A 14929-nucleotide genomic window follows, 5' to 3' on the forward strand; every position below is an offset into this window, starting at 1 on the left:
CTCAACTAGCCATCGAGGCGGCCCGGCGGGTTCAGGCTGATGCCGTAGACCTCTCGGGTGCCACCCAGAGGCACCAGCGAGACACGTTGTCCGAGACCGGGTTCGAAGCGAACGGCGGTTCCGGCCGGTATGTCGAGCCGACGGCCGTGCGCGGCGGTCCTGTCGAAACGCAGCGCGGCATTGGCCTGCGGGAAATGCACATGGCTGCCGACCTGAACCGGCCGGTCGCCGGTATTGACGACATCCAGCTCGATCCGGTCCGCGCCCGCGTTCAGTTCGATAGTGCCCTCGGCACAGAGGTACTCACCGGGAATCATCGCGCGGTCAGCCGATCGGATGGTGGACGGTGACGAGCTTGGTGCCGTCCGGGAAGGTGGCCTCGACCTGCACGTCGTGGATCATCTCCGGCACACCCGCCATGACGTCGGCGCGTGCGAGAACCGTTCGCCCCGAAGACATCAGCTCCGCGACCGAACGCCCGTCCCTGGCGCCCTCGAGCACATGGTCGGTGATCAGCGCGACCGCCTCGGGGTGATTCAGCTTCAGCCCGCGCGCCTGCCGACGCCGGGCCAGTTCGGCCGCGTAGCTCAACAGCAGCCGTTCCTGCTCGTGCGGCGAGAGACGCATTCGGGCTCCTCAGCTGGTCGGATCGACAGGTGACGGCCATTCTGGCACGGCCGTTCCTGCCGTGCTCGACGAGCGCCCTGTCAGTCCCGTGCGGGCAGGTTCTGCAGGCGGACCTGCCCACGTGCCACCGTGCGACCCGCGTCGTCGGTCAGCACGACCTGCCACAGCTGCTGCAGCCTGCCGCGATGCAGTGGCGTCGCCTCGCCGTAGACCTTGCCCTCGCGAACCGCGCGTAGGAAGTCGGTGTTGTTGTTCACCCCGACGACGGTCCCCTTGTTGCCCTGGGCGGCAAACCAGACACCGCCGCCGACGCTCGCGAGTGTTTCGACGATCGTGCAGTACACGCCACCGTTGATGATCCCGGCCAGCTGCAGCAGGTGCGGCCCTGCGGTCAGTTCGCCACGGACCACGTCCGGGGTCACCTCGGTGAACTCGAGACCGATCACGTCCGTGAAGGTGTTCTTGCTGAGCTCGGTCATGAGCTCGGGAGTGACATCGGCCAGCGATTCGATCTCGGTCACTTCTTGCTGCGTCATGTCTTCACCTTTACACCACACAAACGCGCCGAACGCGCCGGGGCGTACGACGCCTACTTTCCAGCGAGGGTAACCGACCGCCCGTACAGCGGCCGGGTCGGCCGATTGCTCTTGGGGCAGCGCATCGGCCGGTAGGTAACTGCGCGGATCGAGCGGGTAGGGCGCACCATCGAGCACCGGATTACCGGCCCGGACAGCGTCGCTTGCAACTTAGGTAAGGCTGACCTATACTCATGAAGGCGTTTGGATCGAGCGAGGTCCCGAGGGCTGCGGTGACCCCCGATCCTCTGCCGGTGGCGGGCTACACGTTTCCATCACGTGGAGCCCGCCACCCTCTATTCACGCACGGAGAGGACCGGATTCGACACTTCGTCGAGGATCCCCCCGCTGACACCGTGGACGGCCTGCCGCATCACGTTCGGCAGTTCCGCGCATCGACCATGACACCTCGCAGCCGGGCGCGATCGGCCAGGCCGAGGATCTCGGGGCATCCAGCGCGAATCCACAGATGAATTGGGCGACCCGATCCGACGCATGGTCACGATTCGAGCAATCATCGGGTAATCGGTCGAAATCCTGGTGGAATTCTCGAGGACACAAAAAAAATCGACTCCGACTCGCCGACCGTCTCCTGCCCCGTTGCACGCAGGCACACCGAGCAGGAGCGGGCAAGTCCCCGACGGACACGGGAACACCCTCCGCGCCGACGCCTGGACAGCCATCCGGCAATCGCAGGACTGGACCACAGCCGACACACTCCGGCTCCGGTCGGTCCTCACAGAAACCGCACAACCGCCCGATATCGACTCGACACCAGGGGATTCGATATGAACAGCACTGAGAAACGTTCGCTACTGGCCCGTATCTCCCCGACGCAATGGGTGGCGATCGCCTTGACTATCGTGGCCGTCGTTTTCGTCGCCGAGAACCGCGCCAAAGTTTCCATCGAATTCCTGCTGATCACCATCCGCTCACCAATGTGGCTGATCCTGCTGACAATGTTCGCGGTCGGATGGGTCACCGGCATTCTGACGATGCGTAAACGCCAGCGCTCTCCGCGTCCCGCGCGGTGACGCGACCGGATCACCTGGTTCTGCGCAGTGCGCTCGGAAACCACCAGGGCGACCGCGATTTTCACGGTTGGACTTGCCCGCGGCTACGAGGACAGCGACTTCCCGTTCGCGGAGTGAGAGCGCCACCCGGGTCCGCGAAGGCGCGACTCATCTGATCAAGCAACCCGTTGCTCGACGTACCGGCAGACCCCGCTCTTCCAACGCCATGAGCAGCCCCTGCCCGCGCCGTGCGCCGACCAACGCGTCGGTGCGCGCCAAGTCCGGGACGTACGTTGCCGCGCCGATGATGGATTCGCCGACCAACGACCAGAAACGGCGGGCGCTCAGGCCCGAGCAGCGCGCGAGGCTGTACTGGATCATGGTCAGCGACGGCTCACAGCGGTGCGCCAGCCAGACGTACATCGCGCGCTCACAAGGCAGTGTCACGACACCGGGCTCCCCTGCCAACTCGTCACTGTCGAGCACGCGAATGGTGGTGTCCACCAAGCCCGCCCAATCGATTCCGCCGTCGTTGTCCGCGTGGATCCAGAGGTTCTGCAGTCCCGGATCCCAGGCCCGGCCCTCGGCCACAAGCAATGCGACGACTCGGCCGATCACCGCGTGGATCAGCGCGGTCGCCACCACCTCGGCCGCGGTATCGGCACTGATCATCTCGGCCGCGTGGCGTCGATACATCAGCTCGATCCGACCCTCGCGCAACCCATCCGAGAGCCGCCACCACCGGCGCTTGCCCTGCTCGGACATCGCGGCCACCGCGTAGACGCGCGGATGTTCCGGTTGCAGGGCGCGAAGCCGGTTACACGCGCGTCCGAACACCGCCTGGGAGTGGTTGGCCGTGCGGGTCATCACTGGCTCGGGCATCGAACCTCCTCGGGGTCGGCTCCGTCATGAGTTCATAGCGGAAGATAGGTTAGGCTTACCAGACTTCGCAACCCGCGCAGTACATCGAGTCAGGAGTGGTTCGTCGCAGTGACGGCATCAGACACTGCCGCGCCGAAGGCGCGACGATCGAAGACTGCGCAACAAGCGCGACCGGGCAACACAGCTCCGCAGGCGAATACCGCGCGGCGTCGGCGGTTGGGGCTGCTCCTCCTCACGGCACTGCTGCTGCTCGCCGTGCTCGCCAGCATCGCGATCGGCTCCCGCTACCTCTCGCCCGGCATCGTCTATGCCGCTGTGCACGACGCACTCACCTGCCCTGGCGGGCCCTTCAGCTGCCCGGCCGGGTCGACGGCCGAGGAGATCGTGCGCGAACTTCGATTGCCCCGCACCGCCCTTGCGCTCGTCTGTGGGCTGGCACTCGGCATCGCGGGTGCGCTGATCCAGGGCTACACCCGCAACCCCCTTGCCGACGCGGGTCTACTCGGCCTCAATGCCGGTGCCGCTTTCCTTGCGGCGCTGAGCATCTACCTGTTCACCCTCACCGCACCCGAGCAGTACATCTGGTTCGCCTTCGCCGGGGCGCTGATCGCCGGACTCGTGGTGTTCACGGTGTCGTCCATCGGCGGCGGGAAGGCGAGCCCGCTGAGCTTGGTGCTGGCCGGCGCCGCGGTGACCGCTTTCCTGCAGGCGATGACGAATGCCGTTGTGCTGCTGGATGCCACCGCGCTCGATACCTACCGGTTCTGGGTCGTCGGCACCGTGAGCGGACGCGACGCCGACGTGTTCTGGCAGGTGTTGCCGTTCCTGGCGATCGGCGTCGTATTGGCAGCGGTGGCCTCGCCCGGATTGAACCTGCTCAGCCTCGGTGACGACGTCGCCCGTGGGCTCGGGGTGAATATCGGACGCAGTCGTGCGCTCGGGCTGGCCGCGATCGTCCTACTGTGCGGAGCCGCGACCGCCGCGGTCGGCCCCATCGCATTTCTCGGACTGGTGGTTCCGCATGTGGCGAGGGTGTTCACCGGGCCCGACTACCGCTGGTTGATCCCGTACTCCGGATTGTTCGGTGCGCTACTGCTTTTGGTCGCCGATATCGTTGGACGCGTCGTGGCCAGGCCCGGCGAGCTCCAGGTCGGTGTCACCCTCGCCGCGATCGGTGCGCCGTTCTTCATGTTGCTGGTCCGGCGTCGAAAGCTGGTGAACCTGTGATGCTTTCACCGACCGAGCGAGCAGCGAAACCGGCAAGCGCCCCGGCCGCGAAGAACAGCGCCGGCCTCGGCCGCGTCCGCCCCGCATTGCGCCTCGGTTCACTGTCGCTGGTGCTCCGACCGGTGATGCTGCTCATCGTGCTGGCACTCGCCGCAGTGCTTTTCGCCCTGTTCTGCCTCGACATCGCCACCGGCGACGCGCACATTCCGCTCGGTCGGGTCCTGGACGTCCTGACCGGCGGTGGTACCCGCTCCCAGCGCTTCATCGTGCTGGAGTCCCGCCTGCCCCGCGCGCTCACCGCCCTGGTGGTCGGCGCCGCGCTCGGCCTCGCGGGCGCCATCACTCAGTCGATCCTGCACAACCCGCTCGCCGCACCGGATATCCTCGGCATCACCGCGGGCGCGGGCCTCGGCGCGGTCGCGGTCATCGCCGGAACCGGCGGCGCCGCAACAGGCTTCGCCGCCGCGGTCGGTACACCACTGGCCGCACTGGCGGGCGGCCTGCTCACCGCCGTAGCGATCTACCTGCTCGCGTGGGGCCGCAGCCCGACCGGCGACCACGGCGTCACCGGCCTGCGCCTGGTGCTGGTCGGCATCGGTATGAACGCATTCCTCTTGTCCGGCATCAGCTTTCTGCTCACCCGCGCCAGCCTGCAGGACGCCGCCCGCGCTCAGCTCTGGCTCACCGGATCACTCAACAGCGCCGACAAGGCCCGGCTGATCCCGGCGGCGCTCGCACTGGCCGTCGTCGTGGTGGTTGCGCTCGGCTCGGCCCGCACCCTCGCCGCGCTGCGCCTCGGAACCGAGACCACCCGGGTGCTCGGCGTGCGCATCCAAACCCAGCAGGCGGTGCTGATCGGCGCGGCAGTCGTGGCCGCCGCAGTCGCCACCGCGGCGGTGGGCCCGGTCGGTTTCGTGGGGCTGGCCGGACCCCAGATCGCCCGCAGAATATTGCGAACACCGGGCGAACCGCTCATCGGGTCGGCGCTGATCGGTGCCATCCTGGTAGTCGGCGCGGACGTGGCGTCGCGGACACTGTTCCCGGTGGATTTGCCGGTCGGCGTGGTGACCGCGGCGTTCGGCGGCCCGTTCCTGCTCTATCTGCTCGTGCGCATGAATCGGAAGGCGACCCTGTCATGACCACCGCATCCGCCGAAAGCTCCGACGCGCACCGGCTTTCCGCCGAAGACGTCACCCTCGGCTACGGCGACCGCGTCATCGTCGACGGACTCGACATCGACATCGCCCCCGGCGTTATCACCACCGTCATCGGCCCCAACGGCTGCGGCAAATCGACCCTGCTGCGCGCGCTCGGCCGGCTGCTGCGGCCGCGGCAGGGCCGAGTCCTGTTGGATGGCAAGGCAATCTCGTCGATGAAGACCAAGGACGTCGCCCGCGTCGTCGGTATGCTTCCGCAGTCGCCGGTCGCGCCGGAGGGCTTGACGGTCGCCGATCTCGTTGCCCGCGGCCGCCATCCGCACCAGTCCTGGATCCGGCAGTGGTCGGCCACCGACGAGGCCGAAGTCATGACCGCGCTGGAACAGACCGGCATCGCCGACCTGGCCGACCGCCCGCTCGACGAACTCTCCGGTGGCCAGCGCCAGCGCGCCTGGATCTCCATGGCACTTGCCCAGGGCACCGACATCCTGCTGCTGGACGAGCCGACCACCTACCTCGATCTCGCCCACTCGGTCGAGGTGCTCGACCTCGTGGACCGGCTGCACGACGATCTCGGGCGGACCGTGGTGATGGTGCTGCACGACCTGAACCTGGCCATCCGCTACAGCGATGAGCTGATCGTGATGCGCGCGGGCCGGATCGTCGCGCAGGGCAAGCCGGGTGACATCGTCGATGCCGGGCTGTTGCGCGAGGTGTTCGATCTCGAAGCCTCGGTATTGGAGGACCCGGTGTCCGGGCGACCGATGATCGTGCCCATCGGCACGAGGCATGTACTCGCGTCCTATGAGAAATGACACACAGCTATCAGGTAGTTACGACGGCGTGTAGTACGCAATTGCGTCGTTGAGTCCGTAAACTTGTGGGATGGCAGGACTTGGTGAACTCGAGAAAGCGGTCATGGACCAGTTGTGGTCGAGTGACGAACCGCAAACGGTCCGGCAGGTGCACGAGGCATTGGCTGCGCGACGTGAGCTCGCCTACACCACGGTGATGACCGTGTTGCAGCGGTTGGCGAAGAAGAACCTCGTGGTGCAGCGTCGCGACGACCGCGCACATCGCTATGCGCCGGTGCACACTCGCGACGAGTTGGTCGCCAGTTTGATGTTCGACGCATTGCAGCAGGCCGACGCGGCAGGCAGCCGCGCGGCGGCACTCGTCCATTTCGTGGAACAGGTCGGCAGGGATGAGGCTGATGCTTTGCGCGAGGCACTCGCTAAGCTCGAAGCATCCGAGGGCACTGCGCCGCCGTCGCAGTAGTCTTGGACCTGGCCTCACAATGCGGTGAGTGCCGTGGCCCCACAACGCAGTGAGCTGAGTCGATGAACGCAACCGCGCCGGTATTCGCCGGACTCGCTTTGCTTCTCGCGGGGCCTGCCCCAGCGCTGCTGAGCAGGGCGACCTGGACCTACCGGACGCCTCGAGCCGCACTGGTCCTGTGGCAGGCCATCGCGCTCGCAGCCGTGCTCAGCGCATTCGGCTCGGGCCTTGCCATCGCCGCCGAACTGCTCGTCCCCGGACCCACCGGCCGACCGACCACCTCACCGGCCAAGGAAATCGACGTGCTCGGCCTGCCGCTGTGGCTGGCCTATGTCTTCGTCTTCGCCCTCACCCTGATGGTCGGCGCCCGGCTGATCTACGCGGTGGTCCGAGTCGGCGTGCACACCCGCAGGCGGCGCGCGCGGCACCGCATGCTGGTCGACCTGCTCGACCAGAGCGGGCCGCACCGACGCGCGGCCGATATCCGAGTGCTTGCCTCGACCGAGCCGATCGCTTACTGTCTGCCCGGCTTGCGCCAGCGGGTCGTGCTCAGCGAGGGCACGCTGACCAACCTGGCCGATGCCGAAGTCACCGCCATCGTCAGCCACGAACGCTCACACCTGCGCGCCCGCCACGACCTGGTGCTCGAGGCCTTCACCGCCGTACACGAAGCCTTCCCGCGGGTGGTGCGCAGCAAGGCCGCGCTGGGTTCAGTGAAGCTGCTGATCGAACTGCTCGCCGACGACTCCGCCGTGAAGGTGACCGGCCCGACACCGCTGGCACGGGCGCTGGTCGCCTGTTCGAAATCCACCGCACCGCAGGGCGCGCTCGCTGCGGGCGGGCCGACGACGCTGATACGCATCCAACGACTGGGTGGACGCATCGGCGATATCCGGGTCGCCTCGGCCGCGTATCTCGGCTCGGTGGCCATCCTGGTCGTTCCGACCATGGCCGTCGCGGTACCCTGGCTGGTCGAACTGGATCGGCTTTTCCGCAACTGAAACACCCCGGTCCCCGCTGACCACCCGGCCCCACGCTCTTCCCGAAGGCCGGGCCAACCATCTCGGCCAAGCACCACGAGTGCCCGGTTTCCCGCCGTGCCGAGACACGAAAGGCACACACACCTTTGACCTCCTCGACCACTGCCACCGCGGCGCCCGACGTGACCTTCGCCGACCTGGGCCTCCCGGTCCCGCTCGTACAGGCACTGCGCAACGACGGCATCGAGGCACCGTTCCCCATCCAGGCAGCGACAGTGCCGGACGCCATGGCGGGCAAGGATGTGCTCGGACGCGGTCCGACTGGTTCCGGTAAGACGCTGGCCTTCGGGCTGCCCATGCTCGCCCGGCTCGCGGGCGCATCGGCCAAGCCAGGCAAACCGCGCGGACTGGTGCTGGTGCCGACCAGGGAACTGGCCACGCAAATCGAACGCGCGCTGGACAATCCCGCGCTGTCGCTCGGCCTGCGGGTCGCCGCGGTGGTCGGTGGTGCGCCGATCAAGCGCCAAGCCGATCGGCTCGCGCGCGGCGTCGACCTGCTGATCGCCACACCGGGGCGACTGGAAGACCTGGTCAACCAGCGCTCCGCGGATCTCTCGGAAGTCCGTATCACCGCGCTGGACGAGGCCGACCACATGGCCGACATGGGCTTCCTTCCCCAGGTCACCAAGCTGCTGGACCGGACGCCGAAAGATGGCCAGCGACTACTGTTCTCGGCCACCTTGGACAGCGAGGTCGACAAGCTCGTCAAGCGCTATCTGAACTCCCCCGTAACGCATTCGACCGCGCCGCCGTCGGCGTCGATCACGACCATGTCGCACCACCTGCTGCATCTGCGCAAGATCGATAAGCGCACCATAATCGCCGAGATCGCGGCGCGCGACGGGCTGACCATCATGTTCGTGCGCACCAAGCACGGCGCGGACCGGCTGGCCAAGCAGTTGCGCGGATCCGGCATCGCCGCGGGTGCGCTGCACGGTGGCAAGGCGCAGAACAACAGGACGCGGACGCTCGCCGCGTTCTCCGACGGCTCGACCCCGGTCCTGGTGACGACCGACGTCGCCGCGCGCGGCATCCACGTGGACGGGATTTCTCTTGTCGTGCACGTGGATCCGCCGTCGGAGTCGAAGGCCTACCTTCATCGCGCCGGGCGCACGGCCCGCGCGGGTGAGGACGGCGTCGTCGTCACCTTGGTCACCGAAGACGAGCGCGGCGATGTCGAGAAGATGACCCGCAAGGCCGGTGTCGACATCGACGCGGTCGAGGTTCGACCGGGAGATCGGCAGCTGATCGCGATCACCGGCGCCAGGCAGCCGTCGGGCGTTCCGATCGTGGCCGCCGTGGTGGCGAGCGAAGACGAACCGAAGGCGGGTCCGGCCCGTGGCCGCTCCGGGTCCTCGGGCCGCAGGTCCGGTGGCGGTGCCGCGGCCGGTCGTGGCGCGGGCTCGGGCGGTCGTGGCGCAGGCTCGGCGAAGAAGTCGTCCGGCCGTTCGTTGAACGCCGCGACGGGACGCACCGCGGGCGCGTCGAAGACTGCTCGCGCCACAGGCACGGCAGCGACGTCCAACCGCACCGCCGGTTCGGCGACCGCCGCATCCGGTCACGCAACGGGTTCCGGTGACCGCGCGGCAGGCTCGGCGAAGGCGGCGCCTGCCCGCACAACCGCAGGTGACACGCCCGGGCGTGCACGTCGACGCGCCGGTCGGCCGGAGGGCGTGTCGAGCATCCGCAACCGAACGGCAAACTGACCGTGCCCAACCATCCGCTGGGCGCCATCGTCTGCGCGTTGGTCGCGGCGCTGCTGTTCGCGGTCGCAGCGGTCGCGCAGCAGCATGCCGCGGCCGCGGTACCCGAGGGCACCTCGCTGATCCGCGCACTGGCGCGTAATCCACGCTGGTGGGCCGGAATCGGCGGGGACGCGGGCGGATACGCCATGCAGGTGGCCGCGCTCGCACTGGGTGCGGTGCTGCTTGTGCAACCGATCCTGGTGAGCATGCTGGTCTTCGCGCTGCCGCTGTCCGCGCGAATCAACAGGCGCAGCGTCACCGGACGGACCTGGGCGGCGGCCATCGCGCTCGTCGCCGCCTTGGCCTGCTTCCTGATCGTCGGTAATCCGACAGAAGGCGATTCCAACGCACCTCTGCCCGAGTGGATCGTGCCGCTGGCGATCCTGCTCGGCCTGATCGCCGCCGCGCTCGCCATCGGCAGCGCCACCGCCGACCCCTTCCGGCGCGCGATGCTGTTCGGCGCGGCCGGCGGCGCGCTGTTCGGTCTGGCCGCGGCACTCACCGCACACGTCACGAACTTGTTCGAACACGGCCTCGGCCAGGTGCTCGGCAGCTGGCAGACCTGGGCGCTGGTCACCTCCGGTGCGATCGGCCTCTACCTACAGCAGCGGGCGTTCCAAGCCGGACCACTCGTAGCCTCACTGCCGGCGGTCACCATCGCCGAACCCTTGACCGCCGCCTTCGTCGGCATCACCGTTCTCGACGAGCGGCTGCGCACCAACGCCCTCGGCCTGGTCGTGATCGGCGGCACGGTGATCATCATGTGCGCGACCACAATTCAGCTGTCGCGTGCCCAAGCCGAGGGCTGACGCCGGTATTCGGCCCGGCTGCCGCGAGATAACCGCGCTGAAAACATGAGCGGCAGCGGCACACGGGCCGAGGCATCCGCACCGGAACCGGCGGCCGGAACCGTCTGTGATACTCATCTCCCTCGCGCCACGCATCGAATGCTGGGGAATTGCACGCGACCCCGCAGAGCCGGTTATCATCGGTTAAGTGCAGTTTCTCCCTGGCCATCAGCCGCCGTATGACCTGACCTACGACGACATCTTCCTCGTCCCGAATCGGACGGATGTCGCGTCGCGGTTCGACGTCGATCTGTCGACTGTCGACGGGTCCGGCACCACCATCCCCATCGTCGTGGCGAACATGACCGCGGTCGCCGGGCGCCGGATGGCCGAGACAGTCGCCCGGCGCGGCGGCATCGTGGTGCTGCCGCAGGACCTGCCGATCAGTGCGGCCGCCGACACCATTGCCTTCGTCAAGAGCCGATCGCTCACCGCCGACACCCCGGTGACCCTGGACCCGGAGCGTTCGGTGTCCGAGGCCGTCGCCCTGATGCACAAACGCGCCCACGGTGCGGTGGTGGTCGTGGACAGCGGCAAGCCGATCGGTGTCGTCACCGAGGCGTCGTGTGACGGCGTCGACCGCTTCGCCCGGCTGCGCGACGTCGCGGTGACCGATTTCGTGCAGGCCCCGGCAAGCACCTCGCCGCGCGATATCTTCGACCTGCTCGAGGCCAAGCACGCCCAGCTGGCCGTGCTGGTCGCCGAGGACGGCTTCCTCGCAGGCGTGATGACTCGCACCGGCTCGGTCCGTGACGGCATCTACCAGCCCAACGTGGACGCCGACAATAAGCTTCGCGTCGCGGCCGCGGTCGGCATCAACGGTGACGTGGCGGCCCGGGCCAAGGCGCTCGTCGACTCCGGCGCCGACCTGCTCGTCATCGACACCGCGCACGGCCACCAGGCCAAGATGCTCGAAACCCTCAGCGCCATCCGCGATCTCGGTCTCGGCGTGCCGCTTGCCGCGGGCAACGTGGTTTCCGCGGCGGGCACCCGTGACCTCGCCGCGGCAGGCGCGAACATCATCAAGGTGGGTGTCGGCCCCGGCGCCATGTGCACCACCCGCATGATGACCGGCGTCGGTCGCCCGCAATTCTCCGCCGTCGCCGAATGCGCTACCGCGGCAAAGGAACTCGGCGTGCACATCTGGGCAGACGGTGGCGTCCGGCACCCGCGCGACGTCGCACTCGCGCTGGCCGCGGGTGCGTCCAACGTAATGATCGGCTCCTGGTTCGCAGGCACGTACGAGTCGCCCGGCGACCTGCGCGTCGACCGTGACGGCAACGCCTACAAGGAGAGTTTCGGCATGGCTTCCAAGCGTGCCGTCGCCGCCCGCACCGCCACCGACAGCGGTTTCGACCGAGCCCGCAAGGCACTGTTCGAGGAGGGCATCTCCAGTTCGCGGATGCGCCTCGACCCCGAACGCCCCGGCGTAGAAGACCTGATCGACCACATCTGCTCGGGCGTGCGCAGCGCATGCACCTACGCGGGTGCGCGCAGCCTGGCGGAGTTGCACGACAAGGCGGTCCTCGGCGTCCAGTCCGCAGCGGGTTTCGCCGAGGGTCGTCCCCTGCCCAGCGGCTGGTAGGAGCCCCGACGCACACTCATCGAGTGGCCCGCAGCGCACCCCTGCGCCGGCCTGGTCGAACAGGCCTCCACGCATTCGGCCACCGGACGCCCGCTGCCGCGCGGGCCGACTCCGCACCGGAGCCGACCACGACGGAGCGAGTCTTACGCGCCCGTTCGCGGTCGGCTCGCGGCCGAGTGGCCGAAGCGATGCGACGCAGTCGCAAGTCTCGGCCGCTCGGACGCGAGCCTTCGGGGCCGCGAACACGCCGCGCCGCAGGCGCGGCCGAAAGACACAGCCGGTAGCATGACAGTTGCCGGTCTCCGGCGCACAGCTCCCATTTGCGAAAGGAACAAGTTGTCACCCGCGTCCGAGGGCGCCGCACAGGAGGGCTCCTCTACCGAGCCGGGTGACAAACCCGGCGCCCTCCTTCCCGCAGCAGTCCACTCCGATTCAGCTCGATTCCCTGCGGTAGACCATGCCGCGTCCCGCAGGCGGTGCTGACGATGTCAGCCGTGCTCACCGTGCTCAGCCTGATCGGGTTCATTGCACTCACCGCAGGCACCGCGCTCTTCGTCGCCGCCGAATTCTCACTCACCGCACTCGAACGCAGCACCGTGGAGGCGCATGCGCGCACCGGCGACGCGCGCTCGCGGATGGTCCGCCAGGCGCACCGCACGCTGTCGTTCCAGCTCTCCGGCGCCCAGCTCGGCATCACCATCACCACACTGGTCACCGGTTACATTGCCGAACCGGTGCTGGCCCGGCTGCTCTCCCCGCCGTTCACCGCGTTCGGTGTGAGCGAGAGTGCGGCGCACGGTATCTCGCTGGCGCTGGCGCTGGTATTGGCCACCTCGCTGTCGATGATCTACGGCGAGCTGGTGCCCAAGAATATCGCGATCGCGAAGCCGCTCGGCACCGCGCGACTCACCGCTGGCCCGATGGTCGCCTTCTCGGTGGTGTTCAAGTGGATGATCCACTTCCTCAACGGCACCGCGAACTGGGTGGTCCGCCGCTTCGGCGTGGAACCCGCGGAGGAACTGCGCTCGGCGCGCTCGCCGCAGGAACTCGGCTCGCTGGTACGCACCTCCGCGCTGCGCGGCGCGCTCGACCAGCGCACCGCGATGGTGATCGACCGCTCGCTGCAGTTCGGCGAGCGCAGCGCCGAGGAACTGATGACCCCGCGAGTCAAGATCGAATCACTGGATAAGTCCGACACCATCGCCGATCTCATCGCGGCCGCCAGCCGCACCGGATACTCCCGCTTCCCGGTCATCGACGGCGATCTGGACAACACGCTCGGAGTGGTACACGTCAAACAGGCGTTCACCCATCCCGCGAACCTCCGGAGCACTATCCCGCTGCAGTTGCTCGCACGTCCGGTGCCGATCGTGCCCGCCAGCCTCGACGGTGACGAGGTGCTCGAACGCGTGCGCGCCGATGGCATGCAGGTCGCGCTGGTGGTCGACGAATACGGCGGTACCGCGGGCATCGTCACTATGGAGGACATCATCGAGGAGATCCTCGGCGACGTCCGCGACGAGCACGACGAAGAGGAACGCGACGTACGCCGGGTCTCCGACGGGTGGGACTGCTCGGGCTTGCTGCGCATCGACGAGGTGTCGCGGGCCACCGGATACGACGCGCCGGAGGGCGAGTACGAGACGCTCGGTGGCCTGGTCCTCACCCGGCTCGGTCGCATTCCGGTGACCGGCGACGAGGTGGTCCTGCCGAATCCGGGTTCGCACAACCGATCGTCGAACGACTCGTCGGACGGAGGCGGCTGGATCGCCAAGATCGAACGGATGGATGGACGGCGCATCGACCGCGTGCGATTGATCCCGGTCTCCACCGAGGTGCTGCACTCCCGCATGCACCACGCAGACCAGGAGCACAGTCGTGGGTGATTTGTTCGGAATTCTGCTCACGGTGGTGCTGCTCGCGGGCAATGCCTTCTTCGTCGCCGCCGAATTCGCACTGATCTCGGCGCGCCGAGACCGTCTGGAAGCGCTTGCGGCACAGGGCAAACGCAACGCCAACACGGTCATCAGGGCGGGCGAGAATTTGTCGATGATGCTCGCCGCGGCACAGCTCGGCATCACCATCTGCTCGATCCTGCTCGGCCGGGTCGGCGAGCCCGCGGTGGCGCATCTGCTGGAGGGCCCGTTCGAGCTGGTCGGCATGCCGGATCAGCTGCTGCACCCGGTCGCCTTCGCCGTCGCGCTCACGATCGTGGTGATCCTGCACATCCTGTTCGGCGAAATGATCCCGAAGAACATCGCCCTGGCGGGCCCCGAACGCAGTGCGCTGCTACTGGTTCCGATCCACCTGGCGTGGCTGCGACTGGCCCGACCGCTCATCGCGATCTACAACCTCGCCGCGAACCTGTCGCTGCGGCTGGTGCGGATCGAACCGAAAGACGAGCTCGACGCCACCGTCTCCAGCGTCGAACTCGCCGAGATGATCGGCGAATCCCGGTCGGAGGGACTGCTCGACGAGGAAGAGCACCGGCGACTGACGCAGGCGCTCGGCACCTCCGATCGCGTGGTCGCCGATGTCATGGTGCCCCTGGAAACGACCAGGTCGGTACCGTTGCGCGGCAACGGAACCACATTGGGCGATATCGAGTCCGCCGTCGCGGAGACCGGCTTCTCCCGCTACCCGGTACGCGCAAGCGACGGTTCGCTGGTCGGATACCTGCACGTGAAGGACGTGCTCGACAAGGTCGCCGACGAGACGGCCGGACCGAGCACCCCCATCCCGCGCACCGACATCCGGCCGCTGCCGACGGTGAGCATGGGCACCACGCTCTACGAGGCGCTTGCTCGTCTGCGCCGCACCAACAGCCACCTCGGCCGAGTAGTGGACAACCGCGGCAACACCACCGGCATCGTCGCGATGGAGGATCTGGTGGAGGAGTTCGTCGGCACCGTCCGTGACAACACGCATCGGGTGATCGAATGAGGCGGGTCC

At 67.9% G+C, this 14929-nt stretch carries 14 protein-coding genes and 1 pseudogene; 11 read left to right on the plus strand and 4 right to left on the minus strand.

The features are described from left to right. Positions 1 to 5: 5 nt before the first annotated feature. From ACFQZZ_RS17465 to ACFQZZ_RS17475, 3 genes are all read right to left on the minus strand, one after another. Positions 6 to 317 (minus strand): urease subunit beta, encoded by a 312-nt coding sequence (locus ACFQZZ_RS17465; RefSeq protein WP_378681273.1) that lies wholly within the window; start codon positions 315 to 317, stop codon positions 6 to 8. 7 nt (positions 318 to 324) lie between these two features. Continuing rightward, positions 325 to 627, minus strand: a complete 303-nt coding sequence (locus tag ACFQZZ_RS17470; protein ID WP_378681276.1) for an urease subunit gamma — start codon at positions 625 to 627, stop codon at positions 325 to 327. Positions 628 to 707: 80 nt separating this feature from the next. Continuing rightward, positions 708 to 1106 carry a PaaI family thioesterase gene (locus tag ACFQZZ_RS17475; protein WP_378681869.1) on the minus strand — a complete coding sequence of 133 codons (399 nt, stop codon included), beginning with the start codon at positions 1104 to 1106 and terminating at the stop codon, positions 708 to 710. Positions 1107 to 1990: 884 nt separating this feature from the next. Here ACFQZZ_RS17475 and ACFQZZ_RS17480 point away from each other — a divergent pair. Next, positions 1991 to 2236 carry a hypothetical protein gene (locus tag ACFQZZ_RS17480; protein ID WP_378681279.1) on the plus strand — a complete coding sequence of 82 codons (246 nt, stop codon included), beginning with the start codon at positions 1991 to 1993 and terminating at the stop codon, positions 2234 to 2236. Positions 2237 to 2383: 147 nt separating this feature from the next. Here ACFQZZ_RS17480 and ACFQZZ_RS17485 read toward each other — a convergent pair whose 3' ends face one another. Beyond that, positions 2384 to 3097, minus strand: a complete 714-nt coding sequence (locus ACFQZZ_RS17485; protein WP_378681282.1) for a hypothetical protein — start codon at positions 3095 to 3097, stop codon at positions 2384 to 2386. 216 nt (positions 3098 to 3313) lie between these two features. On the opposite strand from ACFQZZ_RS17485, the gene ACFQZZ_RS17490 reads away from it, so the two are divergent. The 10 genes and pseudogenes from ACFQZZ_RS17490 (at position 3314) to ACFQZZ_RS17535 (ending at position 14920) form a co-directional block, all read left to right on the plus strand. Continuing rightward, the gene (locus tag ACFQZZ_RS17490) at positions 3314 to 4324 is read left to right on the plus strand and encodes a FecCD family ABC transporter permease (protein ID WP_378681285.1); all 1011 of its coding nucleotides are present in this window, start codon (positions 3314 to 3316) and stop codon (positions 4322 to 4324) included. Further along, positions 4324 to 5463 carry a FecCD family ABC transporter permease gene (locus ACFQZZ_RS17495; protein ID WP_378681288.1) on the plus strand — a complete coding sequence of 380 codons (1140 nt, stop codon included), beginning with the start codon at positions 4324 to 4326 and terminating at the stop codon, positions 5461 to 5463. The genes ACFQZZ_RS17490 and ACFQZZ_RS17495 overlap by 1 nt, the downstream gene beginning before the upstream one ends. Then, on the plus strand, positions 5460 to 6296 hold the full coding sequence (locus ACFQZZ_RS17500) for an ABC transporter ATP-binding protein (protein ID WP_378681291.1): 837 nt from the start codon (positions 5460 to 5462) through the stop codon (positions 6294 to 6296). Before ACFQZZ_RS17495 ends, ACFQZZ_RS17500 begins: the two co-directional genes overlap by 4 nt. 70 nt (positions 6297 to 6366) lie before the next feature. Continuing rightward, positions 6367 to 6759, plus strand: coding sequence for a BlaI/MecI/CopY family transcriptional regulator (locus ACFQZZ_RS17505; RefSeq protein ID WP_378681294.1), 393 nt, complete (start codon positions 6367 to 6369; stop codon positions 6757 to 6759). A 62-nt stretch (positions 6760 to 6821) separates the two neighbouring features. Continuing rightward, on the plus strand, positions 6822 to 7760 hold the full coding sequence (locus ACFQZZ_RS17510) for a M56 family metallopeptidase (protein WP_378681297.1): 939 nt from the start codon (positions 6822 to 6824) through the stop codon (positions 7758 to 7760). A 125-nt stretch (positions 7761 to 7885) separates the two neighbouring features. Beyond that, positions 7886 to 9244 (plus strand): annotated as a pseudogene (locus ACFQZZ_RS17515) (DEAD/DEAH box helicase); the annotation flags it as partial. A gap of 263 nt (positions 9245 to 9507) precedes the next feature. Beyond that, positions 9508 to 10353: a DMT family transporter gene (locus ACFQZZ_RS17520; protein WP_378681300.1), complete on the plus strand. Its 846-nt coding sequence runs from the start codon at positions 9508 to 9510 to the stop codon at positions 10351 to 10353. Between the two features lie 187 nt (positions 10354 to 10540). After that, on the plus strand, positions 10541 to 11977 hold the full coding sequence (locus ACFQZZ_RS17525) for a GuaB1 family IMP dehydrogenase-related protein (protein ID WP_378681303.1): 1437 nt from the start codon (positions 10541 to 10543) through the stop codon (positions 11975 to 11977). A gap of 485 nt (positions 11978 to 12462) precedes the next feature. Next, positions 12463 to 13863, plus strand: coding sequence for a hemolysin family protein (locus ACFQZZ_RS17530; RefSeq protein WP_378681306.1), 1401 nt, complete (start codon positions 12463 to 12465; stop codon positions 13861 to 13863). Then, on the plus strand, positions 13856 to 14920 hold the full coding sequence (locus tag ACFQZZ_RS17535; RefSeq protein WP_378681309.1) for a hemolysin family protein: 1065 nt from the start codon (positions 13856 to 13858) through the stop codon (positions 14918 to 14920). The genes ACFQZZ_RS17530 and ACFQZZ_RS17535 overlap by 8 nt, the downstream gene beginning before the upstream one ends. Positions 14921 to 14929: the final 9 nt, after the last annotated feature.

Source organism: Nocardia sp. GCM10030253, assembly GCF_042675075.1.
GTDB lineage: Bacteria > Actinomycetota > Actinomycetes > Mycobacteriales > Mycobacteriaceae > Nocardia.